Below are 16,402 nucleotides of genomic sequence, written 5' to 3' on the forward strand. Positions count from 1 at the left end.
GCTTCTGCTCGCCATGGGCCCAGGCATCGCCGAGCGGCTGTTCGCGGACCGTCACCGCGACCGCCTCAGCGCCCTCGCCCGCACCGACCCGCACCTGATCGCCCACGACCTGGCCGCCCCGACGCCCCCGGTCGCCGCCGCGCTCGCCACCGCCGAAGCCCTGCTGACCTGCTGGGGCGCGCCCCCGCTCACCGCCGAAGTCCTCGCCGGCGCTCCCCGGCTGCGCGCCGTCGTCCACGCCGCGGGATCCGTCAAGCACCACATCACCGACGCCTGCTGGGCCCGCGGCATCACGGTGTCCTCGGCCGCCGCGGTCAACGCCCTGCCCGTCGCCGAGTACACGCTGGCCGCGATCCTCTTCGCCGGCAAGCACGTCCTGCGCTCGGCCCAGCGCTACGAGCGGCTGCGCACCGACCACGACTTGTGCGAATTCGACGGCGTCGGCAACTACCGCCGGACGGTGGGGATCGTCGGCGCGTCCCGGATCGGCCGTCGCGTGATCGAACTGCTGCGCCCCTTCGACGTACAGGTGCTGTTGTACGACCCGTACGTCACCGACGCCGAAGCGGCGGAACTGGGCGTCGTACGCACCGAGCTGGACGAGCTCTGCCACCTCAGCAGCATCGTCACGGTCCACGCTCCGCAGCTGGCGTCCACTCGCCACATGATCGATGCACGCCGGCTCGCGCTGCTGCCGGACGGCGCGACACTGATCAATACCTCGCGCGGCTCGCTGATCGACGAGAACGCGCTGCTGCCGGAGCTGGTTTCGGGCCGGCTGCACGCCGTACTCGATGTCACCGACCCCGAAGTCCCGGCCGCCGACTCGCCGTTGTACACCCTGCCGAACGTCCTGCTGACCCCGCATATCGCCGGTTCGCTGGGCAATGAGCTCCACCGGATGGCGGACCATGCCCTCGACGAACTGGAGCGCTACACGCAGGGCCTGCCCTTCGCGGACCCGGTCCATCCCGGGGCCCTGAATCACTCGGCCTGAGCCAATTCACCTCGAACGCTCAAAAGCCCCATATCTCACTAAAATGGATGCATCCCACCCATCCCGGGAGACACCATGAAATTCGTACAGATAATCGACTGCAAGACCGAGCGGTTCGACGACATGGACCGACTCATGGACCAGTGGGTCGAGCAGACCCAAGGCAAGCGGACCGCCACCCACAGCCTCATCGGCAAGGACCGCGCCGACGGGTCGCACTTCGTCGAGATCGTCGAATTTCCGTCGTACGAAGAGGCCATGAAGAACTCCCATCTGCCGGAGACGGACCGGATCTTCCAGGAGATGGTGGCGCTCTGCGACGGGATGCCCACCTTCACGGACCTCGATGTGGTCCGCGACGAACAGTTGAACCAGGCAACCTCTCGCCGGTTCTTCCACGAGATCGCCACCGGGGGCAACCTCGACGCCATCGACGAAGTGTTCGCGGCCGACTACGCCGACCACGACATCATGAAGGAAGAAGACACCACGGTCGGGTCCGACGTCATCCGCGGCGATGTCAGCACATGGCGCGCGGCCTTCGACTTCACCTTCAGCCTGGACAGGCAGATCTGCGAGGGCGACGACGTCGTGACGCTGTGGACCTGGACCGGCACCCACCAGGGCGAGTTCATGGGCATCGCGCCCACGGGCAAGCAGTGCACCATGACGGGCACCACGATCTTCCGGTTCAAGGACGGCAGGATCCAGGAAGGCTGGTGGCACTTCGACATCCTGCGCCTGATGCGGCAGCTCGGCGCGATGGGTCAGTAACAGCGCGCCCGGCCGGATGCCGAAGGCCCCCGTTCCCGCCGAGCGGCGGGACCGGGGGCCTTCACACGTCGTGCGACGTCAGTGGCTGTGACCGTGGCCGTGGCCGTGACCCGCGTCGGCCTCCTCCTCGGCCGGCTTCTCGACGACCAGGGTCTCGGTCGTGAGCAGCAGCGAGGCGATGGACGCGGCGTTCTCCAGCGCGGAGCGCGTGACCTTGACCGGGTCGATGACGCCGGCCTTCACCAGGTCGCCGTACTCGCCGGTCGCGGCGTTGAAGCCCTGGCCCGCGTCCAGCTCCGCCACCTTGGAGGTGATGACGTAGCCCTCGAGGCCGGCGTTCTCGGCGATCCAGCGCAGCGGCTCTACGACGGCGCGGCGGACGACCGCGACACCGGTGGCCTCGTCGCCCTCCTTGCCGAGGTTGCCCTCGAGCACCTTGGCGGCGTGGACGAGCGCGGAGCCACCACCGGAGACGATGCCCTCCTCGACCGCGGCGCGGGTCGCGGAGATGGCGTCCTCCAGACGGTGCTTCTTCTCCTTCAGCTCCACCTCGGTGGCGGCGCCGACCTTGATCACGCACACGCCGCCGGCCAGCTTCGCGAGGCGCTCCTGGAGCTTCTCGCGGTCCCAGTCGGAGTCCGTGGACTCGATCTCGGCCTTGATCTGGTTGATACGGCCGACGACGTCCTCGTGGTTGCCGCCACCGTCGACGATGACGGTGTCGTCCTTGGAGACGGTCACGCGGCGGGCGGTGCCCAGCACGTCCAGACCGGCCTGGTCGAGCTTGAGGCCGACCTCCTCGGCGATGACGGTGGCACCCGTGAGGGCGGCCATGTCGCCGAGCATCGCCTTGCGGCGGTCGCCGAAGCCGGGGGCCTTGACGGCCACCGCGTTGAAGGTGCCGCGGATCTTGTTCACGACCAGGGTCGACAGGGCCTCGCCCTCGACGTCCTCGGCGATGATCAGCAGCGGCTTGGAGCCACCCGCCTGGATGATCTTCTCCAGCAGCGGCAGCAGGTCCTGGATGGAGGCGATCTTGCCCTGGTGGATCAGGATGTACGGGTCGTCGAGGACGGCCTCCATACGCTCCTGGTCGCTCACCATGTACGGCGACAGGTAGCCCTTGTCGAAGGCCATGCCCTCGGTGAAGTCGAGCTCCAGGCCGAAGGCGTTGGACTCCTCGACGGTGATGACACCGTCCTTGCCGACCTTGTCCATCGCCTCGGCGATGAGCTGGCCGACCTGCTGGTCCTGCGCGGAGAGCGCGGCGACGGCGGCGATGTCGGCCTTGTCCTCGATCGGGCGGGCGGTCGCGAGGAGTTCCTCGGACACGGCCCTGACCGCGGCGTCGATGCCCTTCTTCAGGGCGGCCGGGGACGCGCCGGCTGCGACGTTGCGCAGGCCCTCGCGGACCAGCGCCTGGGCCAGCACGGTGGCGGTGGTGGTGCCGTCACCCGCGATGTCGTTGGTCTTGGTCGCCACCTCCTTCACCAGCTGGGCGCCGAGGTTCTCGTACGGGTCGTCGAGCTCGACCTCACGGGCGATCGTGACACCGTCGTTGGTGATGGTGGGGGCGCCGAACTTCTTGTCGATGACGACGTTGCGGCCGCGGGGGCCGATCGTCACCTTGACCGTGTCGGCAAGCTTGTTGACGCCGCGCTCGAGGGCGCGACGGGCGTCCTCGTCGAACTTCAGGATCTTCGCCATGGGAGCTTCTCTGTCCTCTCAAACGAACTGCGCCCCTGACCTCCCGGCTACATCAGTGCGGGGGCCAGGGGCGCAGATCAAACAACTTCGGGTGCGGAGTCCTCTGGGGGGCGACCCCCAGACCCCCGACCTACTTCTCGATGATCGCGAGTACGTCGCGAGCCGAGAGGACGAGGTACTCCTCGCCGTTGTACTTGACTTCGGTGCCGCCGTACTTGCTGTACAGCACGACGTCGCCGGTCTTGACGTCGAGCGGCAGACGCTCGCCGTTCTCGAAGCGACCCGGGCCCACAGCGAGGACGACGCCCTCCTGGGGCTTCTCCTTCGCGGTGTCCGGGATGACCAGGCCAGAGGCCGTGGTCTGCTCGGCGTCGAGCGGCTGGACCACAATGCGGTCCTCGAGCGGCTTGATGGCAACCTTGGAGCTGGCGGTCGTCACGATCCGACCTCCCCCTTCGGAGATCTCACGGGGCTAACTGTCTGAGGTGGCGACCAGGTGGATCCGTCGTCGCGGGTGCCGGACCTGCCCGTCGCTGTGTTGGCACTCTCCAGTGGGGAGTGCCAGACCCGAGACTATGACTGCGATTAGCACTCGGTCAAGCGGAGTGCCAATCAACGGCGCGCGCCGCACTGATCCCGGTACGGAGAACGTCGCCCCCGACCCATTGGTTCCGCAGGCCCACGCCCCCCGGCACGAGGGCTCAGATGTAGTCCTCCAGGCGCGCCACCGCGTATCCCTGCTTCTCGATACGGCGCAGCAGCCGTGCTGCCGTTCGGGCATCCGCCCTCACGATCTCACCGGGCCGCAACTGTTCGCCCTCCGTGTACTCCCGCCCCAGGACCACCGCGCGGACCCCGCAGTCGGCCGCCGCCCGCAGCGTGTCCTCGTTGTACGCGCCGCGCGGCGGGCGGAAGAGGCGGACCTCATGGTGTCCGCAGATCTCGGCGCGCTGTCCCTCGTACGAGAGCATGCGCAGGTCCGGATGCCGGGCCGTGCGGAACACGCTGACCGGTAACTTCAGCTCGCCCGCCATCCGTACGAACCGCGGATCGCGCGCCGCGCGCTCGTCGAAGGTGAGGAAGACGACCTTGTCGCGGGTGGGCACCCGGTCCACCACGGGCGGCGCCGAGAGCCGGCGTGCGGGCGGCTTCGGCGCGGCGGCCAGCGGCCGGGCCAGCCCCCACCGCCGGTGGGCGGCCCCCGGCGCGCCCACGCCCGGCGTGACCTGCTTCGCGGCCTTGCGCCCGAGCCGCTCGATCGGGTCCACCGACTGTGCGCACCCCGCGGTGAAAAGCGCACCGGCCGCCAGCAGTCCGGCCAGCAGCCGGTGCGCCTGCGTCATACGTAGTCCTCCAGCTTTGCCACGGCGTAGCCCCTGTCGGTGACCGTCTTCATGACCCGCCGGATCATGTCGGGCATGGTGCCCTCCCAGTCCTCGCTGCCGCGGAAGTGCGTGAGGATGATGTCGCCGGGGTGCAGATCCTGGTCCCACTCCCGCCACTCCATGTGATCGGGAAACGCCTCGGCGGCCCACAGGGGCACGGCTTTCACCCCGCACGACTGGGCGGCGCGCAGGGTCTTCTTGTTGTAGTTGCCGTAAGGCGGGCGGAAGAGCGACGGCCGTTTGCCGTACCGCTTCTCGAGCTTGGTCTGCTGGTCGCAGATCTCGTGCTCCTGCTCGTCGTACGAAAGGCCGGGCATATAGCGGTGGTTGAGGGTGTGGTTGTGCAGCGAGACGCCGCGGTCCTGCATCTGCTCGAAGTAGCCGTAGTTGTCGTTGATCACGTAGTCGCTGAGGAAGGCGCTGTACGGGATCTGGAGCTCGCTCATCATCTGGAGCAGGGCGGGGTCCTTCTCCGAACCGTCGTCGATCGTCAGGAAGACGATCTTCTCCTTGACCGGCACGGTCGTGAAGACGGGTGGCAAGGACTCACCGTCCTCGACCTCGAAGCCCTTGCGGGTGGTGATCTTCGGTTTGGTGGCGGGGGGCTGGGGCGCGGCGAGCGGGATGTTGGCCAGACCCCACTTCTTGGCGGCGGCGGCCCGTTCGGCCTGGGTGCGCTTGACCTTCTCCACATACGCGGAGAGCGCACCGGCCGGGCCGGGCCGCTTCGCCTTGCCCCGGGCGGCGTTCGCGCCGGCGGCAGGTTTCGGGGGCTCGGCCGCACAGGCGGAGCCGAGGGCGGCGACGAGGAGCACGGCCAGGACTGCACGGCTCCGCCGCGCACGATTTTTCTCATTTTGTCTTACTAGCTGCATGTCGCCGGATCCTGTCAGCACGGATCCGTACGGCCCGGCCGACACCGCCACCGCGGGCGCACCATCCCCCGCCTGGCCCACAATGGGCCGGGTGAACGACCTGGATCCCCTCGCCTCCTTCGCCGCACTGCTCACCGATGAGGGGCGGGCGCTGCTGGACTCCCTGGACGCCTACGACCCGGCGCAGGAGCTGGCCACGGCCACCCGGCTGCGCCGCGAGCACCCGACCGCACTGGTGTCGGCGGCACTGGGGCAGGCGCGGCTGCGGCAGCGGGCGGTCGCGAAGTTCGGCGCCGAGGACGCGCGGCGGATGTTCTTCACGCCGAACGGCGTCGAGCAGGCAACCCGCCGCTCCGTCGCCTCGTACCGCGCCGAGCGCTTCGCGGGACTCGGCGTACGCAGCGTGGCGGACCTGTGCAGCGGGATCGGCGGCGACGCGATCGCACTCGCCCGGGCCGGGATCCGGGTGCTTGCGGTGGACCGGGACCCGCTGACGGCCGAAGTAGCACGTTCGAACGCCGACGCGCTGGGACTGGCGGAGCGGATCGAGGTCCGCTGCGCGGATGTCACGGAGGTCGACACGGCCGCGTACGACGCGGTGTTCGTGGACCCGGCCCGGCGGGGCGGCCGGGGCCGCATCTTCGACCCGGAGGCGTACTCCCCGCCCCTGTCCTGGGCGATCGGCGCGGCCCGCACCCGCCCGCACGCCGCGCTCAAGATCGCACCCGGCATCCCGCACGAGGCCGTCCCCGAGGACGCCGAGGCGGAGTGGATCTCGGACGGCGGCGACGTGAAGGAGGCGGTGTTCTGGTTCGGTACGCGCCCGGGCACGGTCGGCGCCACGCTGCTGCCGGGCCCGCGCTCGCTCACCGGCACTGGCCTGCCCGACCCGGCGGTGCGCAAGGTGGGCCGCTTCCTTTACGAGCCCGACGGCGCGGTCATCCGCGCGCATCTGGTCGCCGAGGTCGCCGAGCAGCTGGACGGCGGGCTGATCGACGAGACGATCGCGTACATCACGGCGGACGAGCTGCGGGCGACGCCGTACGCGACGGCGTATGAGATCACCGATGAACTCCCCTTCAGTCTGAAGAGGTTGAAGGCGCTGCTGCGGGAGCGCGGGGTCGGCGTACTGACGGTGAAGAAGCGCGGCTCGGCGGTGGAGCCGGAAGAGCTGCGCCGCAGGGTGAAGCCGCAGGGGCCGAACGCGGCGACGGTGTTTCTGACGAGGGTGGCGGGGGCGCCGACCATGCTGATCGGGCGGCCTGCGTAAGCCGAGGTACCGCGCGCTCGTAAGCCGAGGTACCGCGCGCTGCGGCGTATGCGGCAGGCCGAGAGTCAGGCAGACGTGGCACGCGAGCTCTTCGAGGGCACCGCCCCGGCCGCGCCGCGCAGCGGCATTCACGCCCTGCGACGACCGGCCTTCGCTCGCTGCGTGCCTGGCCTTGGACCTTCCGAGCGACGAAGTCCGGTCCCTGCACTGACAGCATCGGAGCTCAGCGGTGTGCCCGGCCCCGGCTCCCGGCGTGCGCCTGACGCGCCCCAGTCGGCGAGCCCGCGGCGCCCAGCAGCCGCACCGCCCACCGGTAGTGGCTCACCGCCTTCGCGACACCGATCAGGCCCGTCAGCCAGAGGATGAAGCCCAGCCCCATCATCAGAGCGACGTCCGCATACGTCTCCCGCCCGGGCTTCGCCGTCGCCGGAATCGCGAAGCACATCCACAGCCCCAGCGCGCCCAGCAGAAACGACGGTATGAACCAGAACAGGCTCTGCGCCGGCGACCGCAAGTGGGCGTCGCGCAGGGGGTCACGCTCCAACGACGACCACTGGCCGAGCCGTTCACGCACCAGCTTGTCGCGACGGATGCCGAACCCGATCACGAACACGGTCGGGATCACGCACGCGGCACCGATACACGCGAAGATCCCGCCGAAGAGGTAGCTGAGCGGGTCGATGCTCTCCTCGAATGCCGCCAGCGCGGCGCCGATCAGGCTCCACCCCACCGCGAAGCCCGCCACGGTCAGCCACAGCAGCAGCAGTCGTGGCACCCCGATGCTCAGCCGGATCAACTCGCCCATCGCCCGCGCCCGGTCGGCGAGCAAAGCCTCACGGTCGGGCCAGGCCCGCATCTCGACGGGCGGCGGAGGCGGCGGCAACGTACGGCTGGGCATGCGGTTCCTTCTCGGGCGCGGCGGACCGGGGACGCCCCGACCGTACCGGAGGGATGATCAGCCGCGGTCAGCCGCGCTCCTCCGCCCGCGCCAGCAGCAACTCCCTCTCCCGTGCGTTACGGGTCAGGGACGCCGCCCGTTCGAACTCCACCCGCGCTTCAGCCCGTCGGCCCAGCCGCGCCAGCAGATCCCCGCGCACGCTCGGCAGCAAGTGGTACTCCTTCAGCGCGGGTTCCTCCGCCAACGCGTCCACCAACTCCAGGCCCGCCGCCGGGCCTTCGGCCATCGAGACCGCGACCGCGCGGTTCAACTCCACGACGGGGGACGGGGTGAGGGCCGCGAGTTGCCCGTACAGGGCGGCGATCGCGGACCAGTCCGTCTCCTCGTAGCGCACCGCCTTGGCGTGGCAGGCGGCGATCGCGGCCTGGAGTGCGTACGGCCCGGGGGCCCCGGCCGCCACCGCGTTCGCGCGGCCGAGCGCCGTGAATCCGCGGCGGATCAGCAGTTGGTTCCAGCGGGAGCGGTTCTGGTCGGCGAGCAGCACGGGCTCGCCGCCCGGGCCGGTGCGCGCGGCCGTGCGGGATGCCTGGATCTCCAACAGTGCGACCAGGCCGTGGACTTCGGGCTCCTTGGGCATCAGGCCGGCCAGCACCCGGGCAAGCCGTAGGGCGTCCTCGCAGAGGGCCGGGCGCTGCCAGTCGTCGCCTGCGGTCGCGGAGTAGCCCTCGTTGAAGACGAGGTAGATGACTTCCAGTACGGAGTCCAGGCGCGCTGCGCGCTCGGAGCCGTACGGCACTTCGAAGGGGACGCCCGCCTTTGCGAGGGCGCGTTTGGCGCGGACGATGCGCTGGGCGACGGTCGGCTCCGTGGCCAGGAAGGCGCGGGCGATCTCCTCGGTCGTCAGACCGCCGAGCAGGCGCAGTGTGAGCGCGATCCGCGCCTCGGTGGAGAGCACCGGATGGCAGGCGGTGAAGATCAGTCGCAGCAGGTCGTCATCGATGTCCTCGGCGTCGGCCGGCTCGGGCGGCGGTACGTCCTCCAGAGTTCGCCCGACCTCCGCCAGCTTGCGGGCGTAGGTCTCCTTGCGGCGTACGAGATCGATCGCGCGGTGCTTGGCGGTGGCCATGAGCCAGGCACCCGGCTTGTCCGGGACACCCGACTCCGGCCACTGCTCCAGCGCGGCGACCAAAGCGTCCTGCGCGATCTCCTCGGCGATGCCCACGTCCCGAACGATGCGGGTGACGCCGGCGATGATCCGCGCGGACTCGATCCTGAATACCGCTTCGACCGTTTCCATCGCGCTTGCTGCCGTCACAGCCACCCATCAGAGCAGCCGCATCGAGACGGGGCAAGCGCGGCCGGATCAACCCTCGGCGATCTCGCGAACCTCGGCGGTGACGGTCCAGAAATCCTCGTGGACCTGCAGGAAGCGCTTGGTCCACTCCAGGGCCTCGGCCTTGTCCTTGCACTGCATGATGGCGTAGCCGCCGATGACTTCCTTGCTCTCGGTGAAGGGCCCGTCCGTGTAGCTCAGCTTCCCGCCGGACCAGGTGACCCGGGTGCCCTCGGAGGTCGGGGTGAGCCCGGCGGTGTCCAGCATGACCCCGGCCTTGGTGACCTCATCGAGCAGCGCGCCCATGCGCTCCATGAGCTCGGGGCTGGGGCCCTCGGCGGGGGCGTTCTGCTCGTCGATACGGACCAACGACAGGTAGCGCGGCATGGTGACTCCTCGGGTCTTGAGGGCGGGGCCGTTCCCCGCCTCTCACCCGTCCGTCGAACGGGAGACGGCCGGATCGACATCCGTCGGCAGATTCTTCGGAGAATTCTTCTCAGAGATTGCCGGAGCGGCCACCGGACGGCCCGGGACGGCTCAGGACGGCAGGGTCTCCAGCGACTCGAAGCGCCAGCGGTGCACCGCCCGTGTGATCAACTCGGCGTCCGGCTCCGGGATTTCGGGCAGCTCTGCGCCCACGTCGGAGCCCTCCCACCAGGTGATCACCAGCACCCGGTCCCCGGGTGCCCGGAACGTCTCGCGGCGCACCGGCTCACGGGCCAGCTCCTGGGCCCGCGCCCATTCGAGCAGCTCCGCGCCCCGCCCCTGCACGGCCCGGGCCTCCCACATCAGCGCGACCGTCATGAGTAGAGGTTGTCCTTGCTGGTCTCGTGCACATGATCGTGGTCGTGGGCGTACCCCGGGACATGCGGATCCGTCACCGGAAGCGACGAGTCCGCGGACAGCTCCCAGTCGGAGGCGGGCCGGTTGCGCGCCACCATCTCCGCCCCCAGCGCCGCCACCATCGCGCCGTTGTCCGTGCACAGCCCCGGCCGCGGCACCCGCAGCCGGATCCCCACCCGTTCGCAGCGCTCCTGGGCCAGCGCCCGCAGCCGCGAGTTGGCGGCAACGCCGCCGCCGATCATCAGGTGGTCGACGCCCTGGTCCTGGCAGGCGCGCACCGCCTTGCGGGTCAGCACATCGACGACCGCCTCCTGGAACGACGCCGCCACATCCCGTACGGGCACCTCCTCGCCCGCCGCCCGCTTGGCCTCGATCCAGCGGGCCACCGAGGTCTTGAGCCCCGAGAAGGAGAAGTCGTACGCCGGGTCGCGCGAGCCGGTGAGGCCGCGCGGGAACGCGATCGCCGCCGGGTCGCCCTCCTTCGCCAGCCGGTCGATCACCGGACCGCCCGGGAAGCCCAGGTCAAGGACCCGCGCGATCTTGTCGAAGGCCTCGCCCGCCGCGTCGTCGATCGTCGCGCCCATCGGCCGTACGTCGGATGTGATGTCGGGCGCGAGCAGCAGGGACGAGTGGCCACCGCTCACCAGCAGCGCCATCGTCGGCTCGGGCAGCGGTCCGTGCTCCAGCTGGTCGACGCAGATGTGCGAGGCCAGATGGTTCACCCCGTACAGCGGCTTGCCCAGTGCGTACGCGTACGCCTTCGCCGCCGAGACCCCGACCAGCAGCGCCCCCGCGAGGCCCGGCCCCGCCGTCACCGCGATGCCGTCCAGGTCGCGCGCCGAGACGCCCGCGTCCTTCAGGGCGCGCTCGATGGTCGGAACCATCGCCTCCAGATGCGCGCGTGACGCGATCTCGGGCACCACGCCGCCGAACCGGGCGTGCGTGTCCACGCTGGACGCGACGGCGTCCGCGAGCAGGGTCGTACCGCGGACGACGCCGACGCCGGTCTCGTCGCAGGAGGTCTCGATGCCCAGTACGAGCGGTTCGTCAGCCATCAGTTAAGTCTCTGTTCCTTGTACGTGGAGCCGCATGACGAGGGCGTCGACATTGCCCGGCTGGTAGTAGCCGCGGCGGAATCCTATGGGCTCGAAACCGAAGCGCTCGTACAGCTTCTGGGCCCTGGTGTTGTCCACGCGCACTTCGAGGAGCACCTCGTCGCACTCGAAGGCGGTGGCGTGCTGCAGCAGGTCGGTCAGGAGCCGGGAGCCGAGTCCCGTGCCCCACTGGTCGCGGGCGACGGCGATCGTCTGTACGTCTCCGAGGCCGCCGGCCGCCGCGAGGCCCGCGTATCCGACGATCTTCCCTTCCGCCTCGGCCACCACATAGCGGCGGGTGGCCCGCGGGCCGCGCGCATGGGCGAGCTCGGACCAGAACATCCCGGCCGACCAGGCGTCCTCCGGGAACAGCGCGTGCTCGAGCGCAAGCACATGCTCCAGGTCCCACCAGCGCATCTCACGCAGCACAGCGGTGGGTCGGTCGGTGGGTCGGTCGGTCACTTCGGCGTGACCACCTTGTAGTTCTTCGGCACCTGGGCGTCCGGCCGGCGCAGATACAGCGGCAGCGGCGGCAGGAAGTCATCCCCGGCTGCCAGCTTCTCGGCGGCCAGCGCGGCCAGCGCACCGGCCGAGACATGCTCGGGCCCGCGGGCATCCGGGAACGTCTCGGGGTAGAGCAGCGCACCGGCGCCGACCGCGGGCAGACCCGCGACCTGCTCGGCGATGTCGGCGGGCCGGTCGACGGCGGGCTCGCTCACGCGACCGCGGGCGGATTCGTACCGCGCCCAGTACACCTCTTTGCGGCGCGCGTCCGTCGCCACCACGAACGGCTCCTCCAGACCGGAGGCGTACGCCAGCCCGTCCAGCGTGCACAGCCCGTACACCGGAACGCCCAGCGCCGAGCCGAAGGTCGAGGCCGTGACCAGTCCGACGCGCAGCCCGGTGTACGGACCGGGGCCGACGCCGGCCACCACGGCGGTGACGGCGTCGAGCTTCACCCCGGCCTCGGCCAGGACGCGGTCGACGGCGGGCAGCAGCAGTTCCCCGTGCCGGCGGGCGTCGACGCGACTGGACTCGGCGACGACGGAATTGCCGTCGTGGAGGGCGGCGGTAACGGCGGGCGTGGCGGTATCAACGGCGAGCAAGAGCACGCAAACAGCCTACGGCTCCGGCGCCCGGGCACGGTGCCGCGTCCAGGGAAGCGGCTGCTGCTACCGTCACCACGGATACGTACTTTCGAAAGGTGGGCACGGTGGCACGGAGCAGCTCGGGACTCGTGGCCGGGCTCACGGCGGCCGCTCTGGCCGTCGTCGGATACCTCGCCTACCAGGCGTCGGCGAGCGCCCCCGACCAGCTCGGCAAGCCCAAGACCCCGGTGCCGTCCGCGCATGCCTCCGGCAGCCCCAAGCACAATTCCAAGAACCCTCTCCAGCTGCCCGCGAAGTCGGGCGTCGGCGTGCGCGTCGTGTACTCGCTGTCCGAGCGGCGCGTGTGGCTGGTGGGCGAGAACGGGAAGCTGACGCGGACCTTCGAGGTCATGCCGTCGACGGTCAGCCCGCCGCCCGGTGTGTACGCGGTGACCTCGCGGTCCGGCACCGTCCCCGGGTCGGACGGGGTGCCGATCGAGCATGTGGTGCGGTTCGCGAGCGTCGACGATGTGGCGATCGGCTTCAGCGCGGCGGTGAACGGGTCGATGGCGAGCCCGGACCCGGACAAGAAGACCGGCGGCGTACGGATGAAGCGGGCGGACGGCGACGCCATGTGGGAGTTCGCGTCGATCGGCTCGAAGGTCGTCGTCGTCCCGTAGCCCGTGGCCCGTGGCTCGTAGCTCGTGGCTCGTGGCTCGTAGCCAGTAGCTCGTACGGACTACGCGGCGTCGCGCCGGGTTTCACGCTCCTCGGGGAGCGGTTCCTCACGGGGCGGAGTGGAGACCGCGCTGGCCGCCGCGCACGACGCCAGAAGATCGCGCATCGACAGGGCCGACGGCGTCAGCGCCTGCGGCCGCGCCGGCTGCTGCCGTGACTGGGATTCGCGCTCGGATGCCGACATGGACGCCTCCTGGGGCTCCGGGGGCAGTCATGGTTAGGCAGACCTAACCTGCCCGATACCATGTGACCACGCCCGGCACGGCCTGCGCAACATTTTGCCGACGTCTTGTCGGAACGTACACACTGACGGCATACAACGGCATACATACGCCGGTGGAGTCCTGCATACGCCGGTGCTGTACGGCTCAGGCCCCCAGGGCCGCCAGGTCGACCATTGCCCAGCGCGCGCCGAAGCCCGTCAGGGTGACCTCGCGGCGGTCGTCGTCCGTGTCACCGACCATCCGGTGGATCAGCACTTGCAGCCGGTCGTCCGAGAGGTCCTCGACCTTGCCGACGCCCCACTCCACGACCACCACCGATTCCGGCAGCGAGACATCGAGATCGAGGTCCTCCATCTCGTCGAGGCCGCCGCCCAGCCGGTACGCGTCCACATGCACCAGGGCAGGGCCGCCGGTCAGCGAGGGGTGAACGCGGGCGATGACGAAGGTCGGGGATGTGACGGCGCCGCGGACTCCGAGGCCCTCGCCCAGGCCGCGGGTCAACGTCGTCTTGCCCGCGCCGAGCTCGCCGGTGAGCATCACCAGGTCGCCGGCGCGCAGCAGCTTCGCGAGCCGGCGACCCAACTCCTGCATCTGCTCGGGGGACTCGACGGGTAGACGGGCGGCGCTGGTGGGGCGGGGGGCGCTGGTGGAGTTGGTGGCGCTCTCAGCCGCCGGGCTGTGCGGTGCTTCCATACGGGCCAACGTTAGCCGGTGCCGGTACCGCGCCGACCCGGGCCAGCAGGTCGGCCAGCCGGTCCGTGACGACCTCCGGGTGCTCCAGCATCACCAGATGCCCGCCGTCCGGCACGATCACCAGCTCCGAGTCCGGCAGCAGGTCCGCGATCGCCTCGCTGTGCGAGCTCGGCGTCACCAGATCCTTGTCACCCGCCAGGACGAGCACCGGCACCTCGCGGAAGATCTCGAGCGCCTCGGCCTTGTCGTGCTCCACGAACGCCGGGTAGAACTCCGCGACCACATCGATCGGCGTGCCCTCGATCATCCGCTCCGCGAACCGGGCCACCGCCGGGTCCACGTCCCTGGACGAGAACGAGTACCGCTTGATGAGGCCTGCGAAGAGGTCGGCGGTGGCGCGGCGGCCCCGCTCGACCAGTTCGGCCTGCGAGCCGAGCGCCTTGAGCACGCCCGGGAGCACCCGGCGCACCGCGTTCACGCCCGCGACCGGCAGGCCGTAGTTGACCTCGCCGAGCTTGCCGGCCGAGGTGCCGATGAAGGCGACTCCGGAAACCCGCTCCCGTACCAGCTCGGGGAAATGGTCGGCGAGCGCCATCACCGTCATCCCGCCCATGGAGTGCCCGACCAGCACCAGCGGGCCCTCGGGCGCGGCCGCGTCGATCACCGCCTTGAGGTCGCGGCCCAGCTGGTCGATGGCGACCGGCACACCGTCCTCGCCCGACTGGGCCGCTCCCCTGGCCGACCGGCCGTGGCTGCGCTGGTCCCAGTACACGGTGCGCACCAGGCCGCGCAGAGCCGCGCGCTGGAAGTGCCAGGAGTCCTGGCTCAGGCAGTAGCCATGGCTGAAGACGACGGTGACCGGGGCGGGCGCCTTGCGGCCGAAGAGCCTGCGGCGGCGCGGGGCACCCGCTTCCGGGTCCACCTCATCGGCCTCGTAGTAGAGCTCGGTGCCGTCGTCGGCGATCGCCTTGCCCGGCAGGCCGCGCAGCGAGCCGTACGGCCCCGACGCGTCCAGCGCGAGCCGCGCCTTCTTGCGCATGCCTCGGCCGACCGTGAGGCGTTCGAGCGCGACGCCCGCGGCCGCGCCGGCGGCGATCACACCTATCGCGGCGCCTGCGATGCCCGCCCGGCGCCAGTTGCCCGTCGTGGCAGCCGTCGCCGCGGCGGCCACTACGGGCCCCGTGCTGGTCTCGCTCACCGTGCCGCTCCTACTCGTCGGGGTCCTCGTTCAGGAAGACGCGCGGAACTCTCGTTCCGATGCGGGTGACGATCTCGTACGCGATGGTGTCCGCCGCCTGCGCCCAGTCCTCGGCGCTCGGCTCGCCCCGGTCGCCCGGTCCGAACAGCAGCGCTTCGGTGCCTTCCGGGATCTTCTGCCCGCCAAGATCGACTACGAACTGGTCCATGGCTACCCGGCCGGCCACCCGTCGCCACTCGCCGCCGACCAGGACCGGCCCACGGCCGGAGGCATGGCGCGGGATGCCGTCCGCGTAGCCGAGGGGGATGAGGCCGAGCGTCGTCTCGTCCGTGGTGACGTAGTGATGGCCATAGCTGACGCCGTGGCCCGCCGGGACCTGCTTGACCAGCGCCACGGAGGCGACGAGCGTCATCACCGGCCGCAGCCCGAAGTCCGCGGGCGTGCCGAGCTCGGGGCTGGGCGAGACGCCGTACATCGCGATGCCCGTCCGTACGAGATCGAAGTGCGTCTCCGGGAGGGTCAGCGTCGCCGGGGAGTTCGCGATGTGCCGGACCTCGGGCTCGATGCCCGCCTTCTCGGCGTACGCCACCATCTGGCGGAACACGTCCATCTGGGCGGCGATGGAGGGGTGCCCGGGCTCGTCGGCGCAGGCGAAGTGCGACCAGAGCCCGGTGACCTCTACGGTGCCCTCGGCCTCGGCGGCGAGTGCGGCGGCGACGAGCTCGGGCCAGTCGGCGGGCTGACAGCCGTTGCGCCCGAGCCCGGTGTCGGCCTTGAGCTGGATCCGCGCCGGCCGCCCGGCCTCGCGGGCGGCGGCGGTGACCTCCGTGAGAGCCCACAGGCCGCTCACGGCCATGTCGAGATCGGCCTCGATGCCTTCCCGCCAGGGCCCGCCGGGCGTCCACAGCCAGCACATGACCCTGCTCCGGATGCCGGCCTCGCGCAGGGCGAGGGCCTCATGCGGCGTGGCGGTCCCGAGCCAGGTCGCCCCGGCCGCGAGCGCGGCCTTGGCGCAGGGCACCATGCCGTGCCCGTACGCGTCCGACTTCACCACGGCCATGAGGGCAGCACGGGGAGCGCGGGCACGCAGCGCACGCACATTGGCGCGCAGGGCCGCGAGGTCGATCTCGGCGCGGGCTCTCAGGGGCAGTGTCTGGCTCATCGGGCCCAGTGTCTCAGAGGGGTACGACAGCGGTCGTACTACCGGTGCGGAGTTCAACAAGTCTGCGCCTGTGCGGTTGATCACGGTTTCGGGGAACGGAGGGCGGTTTCGCCGAGGTCGCGG

The 16,402-nt window shown here is 70.7% G+C and carries 19 protein-coding genes; 4 read left to right on the top strand and 15 right to left on the bottom strand.

Annotated features, from left to right (window positions below):
* The first annotated feature begins 13 nt into the window (after nt 1-13).
* On the top strand, nt 14-997 hold the full coding sequence (locus ACZ3H8_RS09495; RefSeq protein WP_467399982.1) for a hydroxyacid dehydrogenase: 984 nt from the start codon (nt 14-16) through the stop codon (nt 995-997).
* 75 nt (nt 998-1,072) lie between these two features.
* Nucleotides 1,073-1,771, top strand: a complete 699-nt coding sequence (locus tag ACZ3H8_RS09500) for an ester cyclase (RefSeq protein WP_467399461.1) — start codon at nt 1,073-1,075, stop codon at nt 1,769-1,771.
* A 78-nt stretch (nt 1,772-1,849) separates the two neighbouring features.
* Here the strand turns inward: ACZ3H8_RS09500 and groL are convergent, their stop codons facing one another.
* The 4 genes from groL to ACZ3H8_RS09520 all read right to left on the bottom strand — a co-directional run bounded on the left by groL (nt 1,850) and on the right by ACZ3H8_RS09520 (nt 5,738).
* Nucleotides 1,850-3,478, bottom strand: coding sequence for a chaperonin GroEL (groL, locus tag ACZ3H8_RS09505; protein ID WP_467399464.1), 1,629 nt, complete (start codon nt 3,476-3,478; stop codon nt 1,850-1,852).
* A gap of 130 nt (nt 3,479-3,608) precedes the next feature.
* Entirely contained in the window at nt 3,609-3,917 is a 309-nt protein-coding gene (gene groES / locus ACZ3H8_RS09510; RefSeq protein WP_003948573.1) for a co-chaperone GroES, read from the bottom strand.
* Nucleotides 3,918-4,179: 262 nt separating this feature from the next.
* Nucleotides 4,180-4,821: a polysaccharide deacetylase family protein gene (locus ACZ3H8_RS09515; RefSeq protein ID WP_467399467.1), complete on the bottom strand. Its 642-nt coding sequence runs from the start codon at nt 4,819-4,821 to the stop codon at nt 4,180-4,182.
* Nucleotides 4,818-5,738 carry a polysaccharide deacetylase family protein gene (locus ACZ3H8_RS09520; protein WP_467399469.1) on the bottom strand — a complete coding sequence of 307 codons (921 nt, stop codon included), beginning with the start codon at nt 5,736-5,738 and terminating at the stop codon, nt 4,818-4,820. Before ACZ3H8_RS09520 ends, ACZ3H8_RS09515 begins: the two co-directional genes overlap by 4 nt.
* Before the next feature lie 82 nt (nt 5,739-5,820).
* Between ACZ3H8_RS09520 and ACZ3H8_RS09525 the strand changes: the two genes are divergently transcribed.
* Entirely contained in the window at nt 5,821-7,008 is a 1,188-nt protein-coding gene (locus ACZ3H8_RS09525) for a THUMP-like domain-containing protein (RefSeq protein WP_467399985.1), read from the top strand.
* Between the two features lie 223 nt (nt 7,009-7,231).
* On the opposite strand, the gene ACZ3H8_RS09530 is transcribed toward ACZ3H8_RS09525, so the two are convergent.
* The 7 genes from ACZ3H8_RS09530 to tsaB form a co-directional block, all read right to left on the bottom strand.
* On the bottom strand, nt 7,232-7,906 hold the full coding sequence (locus ACZ3H8_RS09530; protein ID WP_467399472.1) for a hypothetical protein: 675 nt from the start codon (nt 7,904-7,906) through the stop codon (nt 7,232-7,234).
* A gap of 67 nt (nt 7,907-7,973) precedes the next feature.
* On the bottom strand, nt 7,974-9,203 hold the full coding sequence (locus tag ACZ3H8_RS09535) for an RNA polymerase sigma factor (protein ID WP_467399988.1): 1,230 nt from the start codon (nt 9,201-9,203) through the stop codon (nt 7,974-7,976).
* A gap of 66 nt (nt 9,204-9,269) precedes the next feature.
* Nucleotides 9,270-9,626: a YciI family protein gene (locus ACZ3H8_RS09540; protein WP_467399475.1), complete on the bottom strand. Its 357-nt coding sequence runs from the start codon at nt 9,624-9,626 to the stop codon at nt 9,270-9,272.
* Nucleotides 9,627-9,776: 150 nt separating this feature from the next.
* Nucleotides 9,777-10,043 (bottom strand): hypothetical protein, encoded by a 267-nt coding sequence (locus tag ACZ3H8_RS09545; RefSeq protein ID WP_467399478.1) that lies wholly within the window; start codon nt 10,041-10,043, stop codon nt 9,777-9,779.
* Entirely contained in the window at nt 10,040-11,137 is a 1,098-nt protein-coding gene (gene tsaD / locus ACZ3H8_RS09550) for a tRNA (adenosine(37)-N6)-threonylcarbamoyltransferase complex transferase subunit TsaD (protein WP_467399480.1), read from the bottom strand. Before tsaD ends, ACZ3H8_RS09545 begins: the two co-directional genes overlap by 4 nt.
* A 3-nt stretch (nt 11,138-11,140) precedes the next feature.
* A complete protein-coding gene (rimI, locus tag ACZ3H8_RS09555) occupies nt 11,141-11,593 on the bottom strand; it encodes a ribosomal protein S18-alanine N-acetyltransferase (RefSeq protein WP_307665857.1) in 453 nt (150 codons plus the stop codon).
* 41 nt (nt 11,594-11,634) lie between these two features.
* Nucleotides 11,635-12,288, bottom strand: a complete 654-nt coding sequence (gene tsaB / locus ACZ3H8_RS09560; RefSeq protein WP_467399483.1) for a tRNA (adenosine(37)-N6)-threonylcarbamoyltransferase complex dimerization subunit type 1 TsaB — start codon at nt 12,286-12,288, stop codon at nt 11,635-11,637.
* 101 nt (nt 12,289-12,389) lie between these two features.
* On the opposite strand from tsaB, the gene ACZ3H8_RS09565 reads away from it, so the two are divergent.
* On the top strand, nt 12,390-12,944 hold the full coding sequence (locus tag ACZ3H8_RS09565) for a L,D-transpeptidase (protein ID WP_467399485.1): 555 nt from the start codon (nt 12,390-12,392) through the stop codon (nt 12,942-12,944).
* A 59-nt stretch (nt 12,945-13,003) separates the two neighbouring features.
* On the opposite strand, the gene ACZ3H8_RS09570 is transcribed toward ACZ3H8_RS09565, so the two are convergent.
* The 4 genes from ACZ3H8_RS09570 to alr all read right to left on the bottom strand — a co-directional run bounded on the left by ACZ3H8_RS09570 (nt 13,004) and on the right by alr (nt 16,279).
* On the bottom strand, nt 13,004-13,186 hold the full coding sequence (locus tag ACZ3H8_RS09570; protein ID WP_467399488.1) for a hypothetical protein: 183 nt from the start codon (nt 13,184-13,186) through the stop codon (nt 13,004-13,006).
* 184 nt (nt 13,187-13,370) lie between these two features.
* Nucleotides 13,371-13,919, bottom strand: coding sequence for a tRNA (adenosine(37)-N6)-threonylcarbamoyltransferase complex ATPase subunit type 1 TsaE (tsaE, locus tag ACZ3H8_RS09575; RefSeq protein ID WP_467399490.1), 549 nt, complete (start codon nt 13,917-13,919; stop codon nt 13,371-13,373).
* Complete coding sequence (locus ACZ3H8_RS09580) at nt 13,891-15,117, bottom strand: alpha/beta fold hydrolase (protein ID WP_467399492.1); 1,227 nt, start codon at nt 15,115-15,117, stop codon at nt 13,891-13,893. The genes tsaE and ACZ3H8_RS09580 overlap by 29 nt, the downstream gene beginning before the upstream one ends.
* 10 nt (nt 15,118-15,127) lie before the next feature.
* Nucleotides 15,128-16,279: an alanine racemase gene (gene alr / locus ACZ3H8_RS09585; protein WP_467399496.1), complete on the bottom strand. Its 1,152-nt coding sequence runs from the start codon at nt 16,277-16,279 to the stop codon at nt 15,128-15,130.
* Nucleotides 16,280-16,402: the final 123 nt, after the last annotated feature.

The sequence above is a fragment of the Streptomyces sp. NPDC002868 genome, assembly GCF_055563295.1.